The sequence below is a fragment of the Micromonospora acroterricola genome (assembly GCF_003172955.1).
Lineage (GTDB): Bacteria > Actinomycetota > Actinomycetes > Mycobacteriales > Micromonosporaceae > Micromonospora > Micromonospora acroterricola.
In genome coordinates this window covers 1-7,645 of sequence record NZ_QGKR01000281.1, presented here as the reverse complement: position 1 = coordinate 7,645, position 7,645 = coordinate 1, and the positions used below count along the sequence as shown (strand labels likewise).

The following is a 7,645-nucleotide window of genomic DNA, read 5'->3' as shown; positions in this document are numbered from 1 at the left end:
GTGGTCGGACGCGCTCGCCGACCCGTGGCGGGATCCGGCCACACCGGCCGCCGTGGTGGTGCCGGGGGTCGTGACGGCCGGCACCGAGCCGGAGCCGGTCACCGACCCGGACGCGCCGGGCCGGCCGACCCTGCGCCACCTGCTGCTCATTCCGGTGATCACGGCGCTGCTGGCCGGCACGCTCGGCGGCGCGCTCGGCTACGCGTTCGCGGTGCGCGGCGGGGGCGGCGGGACGGTGCTCGGCGCCGAGCCGGCGCAGCCGCCGGCGTTGGCCCAGCGCAAGCCGGAGTCGCTGGCCGGGGTTGCCGAACGGGTCCTGCCCAGCGTGGTCACCGTGCGGGTGAGCAGCCTCGGCGGGACGAGTGAGGGCTCCGGCTTCATCGCCAGCTCTGACGGCCACGTGATCACCAACGACCACGTGGTGGCGGGCGGCAGCGGCAAGGCTTCGGTGATCTTCAACGACGGCAGCTCCGCCCCGGCGACCGTGGTCGGCCAGGACCCGGAGTCGGACATCGCGGTGATCAAGGTGAACCGGACGGGGCTGCGGCCGGTCGAGTTCGGCGACTCCGAGGCGCTGGCCGTCGGTGATCCGGTGCTGGCCATCGGCTCACCACTCTCGCTGGCCAACACGGTCACCGCCGGCATCGTGAGCGCGTTGGACCGCACGATGCAGGCCGGCGAGCCCGGCGGCCCGGTGCGCTACTACGCGGCGATCCAGACCGACGCGGCGGTCAACCACGGCAACTCGGGCGGCCCGCTGGTCGACGGCGGCGGGCGCGTGGTCGGGGTGAACTCCACCATCAAGTCGCTGGTCGCCGAGGGGCAGGAGGCCGGCAACATCGGGCTCGCCTTCGCCATCCCGATCAACCAGGCCAAACGGGTGACCCAGGACATCATCGGCACCGGCAAGGCCCGGCGTACGGTGATCGGCGCCCAGGTGGGCGGCCCCGGCGCGGGCGCCAGCGGCGGCGTACGACTGGCCGCCGTGGAGCCGTCCGGGCCGGCTGCGGGCGCCGGGTTGCGGGTCGGCGACGTGATCATGAAACTCAACGGCCGGCCGATGACCGAGCCGACGGACCTGATCGCCCTGGTGCGCAAGTTCGCCCCCGGTTCGGTGGTGACCGTCGAGTTCCGGCGCGGCGCCGACCGGCAGAACACCTCGGTCACCCTCGCCGCGGACGCCAAGTGAACAGCGGGTCACCCCCTGCCCGAAAGCCGCTCGACGTGCGTAGTCTTGCTGCTGACGCCGATAGGAGGCCCGCGGGATGTTCGACAACCTGAACTGGTGGGAGATCGGTGCGCTGCTGCTCCTGGCGCTGTTGATCTTCGGTGACCGGCTGCCGGCCGTGATCACCGACGGCCTGCGGTTGGTGCGCAACCTGCGCAACATGGCGCGTAACGCCACCGGCGACCTGAGTCGCGAGTTGGGCACCGACATCCAGCTCGAGGATCTGCACCCGAAGGCCTTCATCCGCAAGCACCTCCTCAGCGAGGAGGACGAGGCGGCGATCCGCAAGCCGCTCCAGGGCGTCTACGACAACCTGCGCTCGGACGTCACCGGTGTGCACAACGAGCTGAAGGACGTGGCCAACGCCGCGGACCCGCGCTCGAACGGCACCCGCTCCAGCACGGCCACCGGCAGCCCCTCGGCGCCGGCTCCCCGGGTCAGCTACGACGACGCCACCTGATCCGCCCGCTACCGCCTGAGGGCCGCATCGTTCCGTCCGGTCCTGTGGAGCTGAGTCGTACGCGTCATCACGCTGGACGCCGGGCTACACGCCCTGAGCGATCCGTTCGCGACATCAGCTCCACAGGACGGCCACGAGAACCGTCGGCCGGGCCGGACCCGGGCAGCCTTCAGCGGACCCGGACAGGGCCGCCGGCTCAGCGCCCGACGAGCTTCAGTGGACCCGGCCAGGGCCGCCGGCTCAGGGCCCGGCGAGCTTCGGCAGGGCCGCCGGCTCAGCGACCGGCGGGCTTGAGGCCGAGGGGCTTGCCGAGCAGCGACTCACGGCGCAGCGCGAGCCGGTCGGCGATCGTGCCGAGCGCCTGCGCGGCCGGTGACTCCGGCTCGGCGAGCACGATCGGGTTACCGGCGTCGCCGGCCTCCCGGACGCGGGTGTCCAGCGGGATCTGCCCGAGCAGCGGCACCTGCGCGCCGATGGTCCGGCTCAGCGACTCGGCGACGGCCGCGCCGCCGCCAGCGCCGAAGATCTCCATCCGGGAGCCGTCCGGGAGCTCCAGCCAGGACATGTTCTCGATGACGCCGACCACCCGCTGGTGGGTCTGGAGGGCGATCGCACCGGCGCGCTCCGCCACCTCGGCGGCGGCGGCCTGCGGCGTGGTCACCACCAGGATCTCCGAGTTGGGCAGCAGCTGGGCCAGCGAGATGGCCACGTCGCCGGTGCCCGGGGGAAGGTCGAGCAGGAGCACGTCCAGGTCGCCCCAGTAGACGTCGGCGAGGAACTGCTGCAACGCCCGGTGCAGCATCGGGCCGCGCCACACCACGGCGGCGTTGCCGGAGGTGAACATGCCGATCGAGATCACCTTCACGCCGTGCGACTGAGGCGGCATGATCATGTCTTCGACGCGGGTCGGCCGGCCGTCCGCGCCGAGCATCCGGGGCACCGAGTGGCCGTAGATGTCCGCGTCGACCACGCCCACGGAGAGCCCGCGCGCGGCCAGGGCCGCCGCCAGGTTGACGGTCACGCTGGACTTGCCGACGCCACCCTTGCCGCTGGCCACGGCGTACACGCGCGTCCGAGAGCCGGGCTGGGCGAACGGGATGACCGGCTCCTCGCTGGCGCCCCCGCCGCGGAGCTGCGACTGCAACGACTGCCGCTGCTCGGGGCTCATCACACCGAAGTCGATCTCCACCCCGGTCACCCCGGGCACCGCGGCCACGGCAGCGGTGATGTCCGTGCGCAGCTTGTCCTTGAGCGGGCAGCCGGCGACGGTGAGCAGCAGCTCGACCCGTACGACACCGCTGGCGCCGATCGTGGCGGAGCGGACCATGCCGAGCTCGGTGATGGGCCGGCGGATCTCCGGGTCGTTGACGGTGGCCAGGGCGGCCTGGATCGCGTCCTCGACGGTGCTGACGGGTGCTGACATGCCCGCAATGCTACGTCGCGGGGCATCCGCTCCGGCCGCTGGCCGGGAACGGTGTGAGCCAATCGATGACCGGTCGGAGCCCTCCGGTCAGCCGTCCTGCGGGCGGAGCCCGGTGCCGTCCCGCCGGGCGTCGTGCGCGTGGTCGCCGTCCAGGTCGTCGCGGGGCTCGTCCAGCCCCGCACCGTCGGTCGCCCGCTGGCTCCGCCGCTCCTGCCGGCTGTCCTTCTCCTGCTGCCGGCGCTCCAACCGCTGCCGGCGCTGCCCCGCCTCGTCCAGCTCCTCAGCGAGCCGGGTCAGCTCGGAGCGGAGGAAGTCGCGGGTCGCCACCTCGCCCAGCGCGATCCGCAGCGCCGCGATCTCCCGGGCCAGGTACTCGGTGTCCGCCTTCTGCGCGGTGGCCCGCCGCCGGTCCTCCTCCAACGCCAGCCGGTCCCGGTCGGCCTGCCGGTTCTGGGCCAGCAGGATCAACGGCGCCGCGTAGCTGGCCTGCAACGACAGCACCAGGGTGAGGAACGTGAACGTGTACGGGTCGAAGCGCAGGTGCGCCGGGGCCAGCGTGTTCCAGCCGAACCAGATCGCGATCACCACCGTCATGACGACGATGAAGTTCGCGGTGCCCATGCCCCGGGCGATGCCCTCGGACCACCGGCCGAACGCCTCCGCGTCGAACCGGGGCAGCTTGATGCCCCGGGGCTCGCGCGGCTGGTCGAGCCGTTCCGTCCGCCGCTGGTCAGCCATCCGCGCCGTCCAGCTCCCGGTCGGTGGTGCTCCGGGCGCCCCCGGCGTCCCGGTCACGCCAGTCCCGGGGCAGCGAGTGGTCCAGCACGTCGTCCACCGTCACGGCGCCGACCAGCCGGTTGTTGCGGTCGATCACCGGCATGGCGACCAGGTCGTAGGTGGCCATCCGGCGGGTGATCTCCGGCAGGGGGGTGGTGGGCCGCAGCGGGTCGATGTCGTTGACCACCACCTTGCCCAGCAGGTCGGCCGGTGGTTCGCGCAGCAGCGCCTGGAAGTGCACCATGCCCAGGTAGCGGCCGGTCGGTGTGTTCTGCGGGGCCCGGGTCACGAAGACCTGGGCGGCGATGGCGGGGGACAGCTGTGGCTCCCGGATCCGCGCGAGAGCCTCGGCGACGGTGGCGTCCGGCGGCAGGATCACCGGTTCCGAGGTCATCACGCTGCCCGCCGTGCCCGGTGTGTACTTCAGGAGCTGACGCACCGGGTCGGCCTCGTCCGGCTCCATCAGGTCCAGCAGGACGTCCTGCTCCGGCGGGGGCAGCTCGTTGAGCAGGTCCGCGGCGTCGTCCGGGTCCATCTCCTCCAGGACGTCGGCGGCCCGTTCCCGGTCCAGTGCGGCGAGGATCTCCACCTGGTCGTGCTCCGGCAGCTCGCTCAGCACGTCGGCCAGCCGCTCGTCGTCCAGCGCCGCCGCGACCTCGTTGCGCCGCGCGTCGGGCAGGTCCTGCAAGGCGTTGGCCAGGTCGGCCGGGCGCATGTCCTCGAGGACGGCGAGCAGGTTCGCCGTACCCCGGTTGTCGGCGATGCCGCTGAGCCCGCGCACGCGGTCCCACTCCACCTGGTGCAGGTGGCCGCGGCGGGTGAGCCGGCCGGTCTGCTCGCGGACCGCGACGCGGGTGAGCGACCACTCGCCGCCCCGGGTGCACTCCATGGCGACGTCCACCACCGCGCCGGGCTGGCCACCCGGGTCGAGCTGCACCCGACGGTCCAGCAGTTCCTGGAGCACCAGCAGCTCGTTGGGGCGCTTCTCGAAACGCCGCAGGTTGAGGGTGCCGGAGCCGAGCACCACCGCGTCCGCGTCGATGGAGGTGATCCGGTTGATGGACAGGAAGATCCGCCGGCGCATCGGCATCTCGGCGACCAGGCCCACGACCTCCGGGGGGCGCTTGGTCGCGCGCAGCCGGGCCACGGCGTCGCGGACCCGGCCCACCTGGTCGCCGTTCGGGTCGAAGACGGCGACTCCGGCAAGGCGGGCGATGTAGACCCGGGTCGGCGTGCTCACGGGCACCAGCCTAAGCGCCTAGTGTTTATCAACATGTCGACCTTGGCCTACGAGATCGTGGACGTCTTCACCGATCGCCCGTTCGCCGGCAACCCGCTGGCCGTGGTGTTCGGCGCGGAGGCGCTGGCCACGGAGCAGATGCAGGCGCTCGCGCTGGAGTTCAACCTCTCCGAGACGGTGTTCGTGCTGCCTCCGACGCAGGTCGGTGCCACCTACCGGGCCCGGATCTTCACCCCGGTCGAGGAGTTGCCGTTCGCCGGGCATCCCAGCGTCGGCGCGGCGGTCACCGCGAGCCGGCGCGGAATGTTCGGTGTGGGGCAGGTCACCCAGGAGTGCGGTGCCGGGGTTCTGCCGATCGAGGTGACCGCGACCGGGGCGACGCTGACCGGCGGCAGCCCCACCCTCGGTCCCGAGCTGGACCCGGAGCCGCTGCTGGAGATCGCCGGGCTGGTCGCGGACGACCACGCCGGGCCCGCCCCGCGGGTCGCCGGCTGCGGGCTGGAGTTCCCGTACCTGCCGGTGCGGCCGGAGTCGGTGGCCCGGGCCCGGGTGAACCCGGCTGCGGCGGAGCGGTACGGGGTGGCGCACGTCAGCGTCTTCTCCTGGCACGCGGCCACGCAAACCGCGCACGCCCGGGTCTTCGTGCCCGGGCTCGGCGTACCGGAGGACCCGGCGACCGGCTCGGCGGCGCTCGGTCTCGGCGTCTGGCTGGTGGCCAGCGGTCTGCTGCCCGGCGAGGGGCTGTCCCACTACGCGGTGCGCCAGGGCGTGGAGATCAACCGGCCGTCCTCGTTGGCCTGCACGGTCACCGCGGCGAACGGCGTGGTGGTCGGCGCGACGGTCGCCGGTCAGGTGATGGCGGTGGCCCGGGGTGAGATCGCGGTGCCACCCTTCGTGGGCTGACTGGCGTGACCGGGCCCATGCGGGAGAATGCGGGGGTGACGGACGAGGACGCCCCCCGTGGCACGCCGCTGGTCGACGAGACGATGAAGAAGGCCGCGGTGGCCTGGGTCAGCGTGGCCGGCGGGCCAGCGTTCGCGCTCTGGTGCGCACCGCTGGAGGGTGCGTTGTTCGTGGTCAGCGGGCCGGGCGAGCAGGCCGCCCCGGGGTTGGCCGACGCGGCCGAGGCGCAGGTCACCCTGCGAGGCGACCACGGCGGCCGGATCGTCACGTGGCCGGCCCGGGTGACCCGGCTGCGACCGGGCACGGAGGCGTGGGACACCACCGCGCCGCTGGTGGCGGGGAAGCGGCTGAACGCTCCCGGCCCGACCGCCGACCTCGTGGCCCGCTGGGTCGCCGACGGCTGCGCGGTGAACCGGCTCGCCCCGGGCGGTGAGCCGCTGACCGGCGTCGACCTGCCCGCCGACGCGCAGGCGGAGCCACCCCGGGAGACGCCGGCGGTCCGGGCCACCCGCAAGCCGTTCCGGCTGCACCGGGTCCGCCGCCGCTGACCCGCACGCCGGCCGTCAGACCGCCCCGCCCACGCCCGCGCCGACGACCCCGGCGTCGACGAGGTCGAGCACGTCGCGCAGCGTGCCGAGTGTCGGGCCGCGCCAGTCCGGTTCGGCGTTGAAGACCATGTGCTCGGCCAGGTCGGGTGCGGCGAGCCGGACGGCCGTCATCCCGGCCCGCTCGGCGCCGGTCAGCTCCTGGCTGCCGCCGTCGCCCACGTACAGGCAGTCCCGTGGCGTCAGCCCGAGCCGCTGACAGGCGGTCAGGTAGAGCGCGCGGTCCGGCTTGCACTGCCCGAGCTGTACGGAGAAGACCCGCACGTCGAGCAGCGGCGCGACCGCGAGCGATGGCAGGAAGGCCGGCAGCTCGTGCGTACAGTCGCTGATCACGCCGGTGCGCAGGCCCCGCTGGCGCAACGCCGCCAGCACGGGCACCGCGTCGGCCCGCAGCCGGGTGTCCGCGCGGACCGCCCGGTGCCGGGAGGCCACCGCCGCGCGCACCGCATGGTCGCTCGGGTGTACGCCGGCCTGCGCGCAGACCCACCGCAGCGTCGCCTCGGCGTTGCCGAGCCGGCCGGTGGCCCGCTCGTAGTAGGTACGGTCCAGCACCTCGGTCAACGTGTCGGTGGGGCATCCGAGCAGCTCAGCCGTGCCGAGGTGCGCGGTGCCGCGCTGCACCGGACGGGTCAGGGTGCCGAAGAAGTCGAACAGCACCGCCTGGTAGGTGGGCATGGGGGAACGCCTCCGGGCGGTCGGGGGTCGCCGGCGCGGACCCGCGTGATCGTAACGGAGTGCTGACGGTCTGTGGCGACCACGATCGTGTGAGGATTGCTTCCCGTGCCCCCTCACTCACATCGCCCGCCCCTGGACCCGCTGACGACCGGCGCCGTCGGGCTGGCCGTGGTCGCCGTGTCGTCGTCCGCGCCGTTGATCGCGTACGCCGCGGCTCCGGCCCTGGCCATCGCGTTCTGGCGCAACATGCTCGCGGTGGCGGTGCTGGGCCCCTTCTCGCTGGCCCGGCGCCGCGCCGAGTTCCGTGCGCTCGCCGGGCCAGCGAGAAGGGGCC

The 7,645-nt window shown here is 73.7% G+C and carries 8 protein-coding genes and 1 pseudogene; 5 read left to right on the top strand and 4 right to left on the bottom strand.

Annotation, left to right across the window (positions count from 1 at the left end; all coding sequences use genetic code 11):
* Together DKT68_RS24725 and DKT68_RS24720 are read left to right on the top strand one after the other, a co-directional pair.
* Positions 1 to 1,189: S1C family serine protease (locus DKT68_RS24725; RefSeq protein ID WP_236647060.1), on the top strand; the 1,189-nt coding region annotated here is incomplete at its 5' end.
* A gap of 76 nt (positions 1,190 to 1,265) precedes the next feature.
* A complete protein-coding gene (locus DKT68_RS24720; protein ID WP_109819780.1) occupies positions 1,266 to 1,688 on the top strand; it encodes a Sec-independent protein translocase family protein in 423 nt (140 codons plus the stop codon).
* A 274-nt stretch (positions 1,689 to 1,962) separates the two neighbouring features.
* Here the strand turns inward: DKT68_RS24720 and DKT68_RS24715 are convergent, their stop codons facing one another.
* The 3 genes from DKT68_RS24715 to DKT68_RS24705 all read right to left on the bottom strand — a co-directional run bounded on the left by DKT68_RS24715 (position 1,963) and on the right by DKT68_RS24705 (position 5,128).
* A complete protein-coding gene (locus tag DKT68_RS24715) occupies positions 1,963 to 3,111 on the bottom strand; it encodes an Mrp/NBP35 family ATP-binding protein (RefSeq protein ID WP_109819779.1) in 1,149 nt (382 codons plus the stop codon).
* Between the two features lie 87 nt (positions 3,112 to 3,198).
* The gene (locus DKT68_RS24710) at positions 3,199 to 3,849 is read right to left on the bottom strand and encodes a DUF1003 domain-containing protein (RefSeq protein WP_109819778.1); all 651 of its coding nucleotides are present in this window, start codon (positions 3,847 to 3,849) and stop codon (positions 3,199 to 3,201) included.
* Positions 3,842 to 5,128, bottom strand: a complete 1,287-nt coding sequence (locus DKT68_RS24705) for a magnesium transporter MgtE N-terminal domain-containing protein (protein WP_109819777.1) — start codon at positions 5,126 to 5,128, stop codon at positions 3,842 to 3,844. The genes DKT68_RS24710 and DKT68_RS24705 overlap by 8 nt, the downstream gene beginning before the upstream one ends.
* A 33-nt stretch (positions 5,129 to 5,161) precedes the next feature.
* Between DKT68_RS24705 and DKT68_RS24700 the strand changes: the two genes are divergently transcribed.
* Both DKT68_RS24700 and DKT68_RS24695 read left to right on the top strand, forming a co-directional pair.
* Positions 5,162 to 6,031, top strand: a complete 870-nt coding sequence (locus DKT68_RS24700; RefSeq protein ID WP_109819776.1) for a PhzF family phenazine biosynthesis protein — start codon at positions 5,162 to 5,164, stop codon at positions 6,029 to 6,031.
* A gap of 17 nt (positions 6,032 to 6,048) precedes the next feature.
* Entirely contained in the window at positions 6,049 to 6,579 is a 531-nt protein-coding gene (locus DKT68_RS24695) for a hypothetical protein (protein ID WP_109819775.1), read from the top strand.
* 15 nt (positions 6,580 to 6,594) lie between these two features.
* Here the strand turns inward: DKT68_RS24695 and DKT68_RS24690 are convergent, their stop codons facing one another.
* On the bottom strand, positions 6,595 to 7,311 hold the full coding sequence (locus tag DKT68_RS24690; RefSeq protein WP_109819774.1) for an HAD family hydrolase: 717 nt from the start codon (positions 7,309 to 7,311) through the stop codon (positions 6,595 to 6,597).
* A gap of 105 nt (positions 7,312 to 7,416) precedes the next feature.
* Here DKT68_RS24690 and DKT68_RS24685 point away from each other — a divergent pair.
* A pseudogene (locus DKT68_RS24685) lies at positions 7,417 to 7,645 on the top strand (EamA family transporter); the annotation flags it as partial.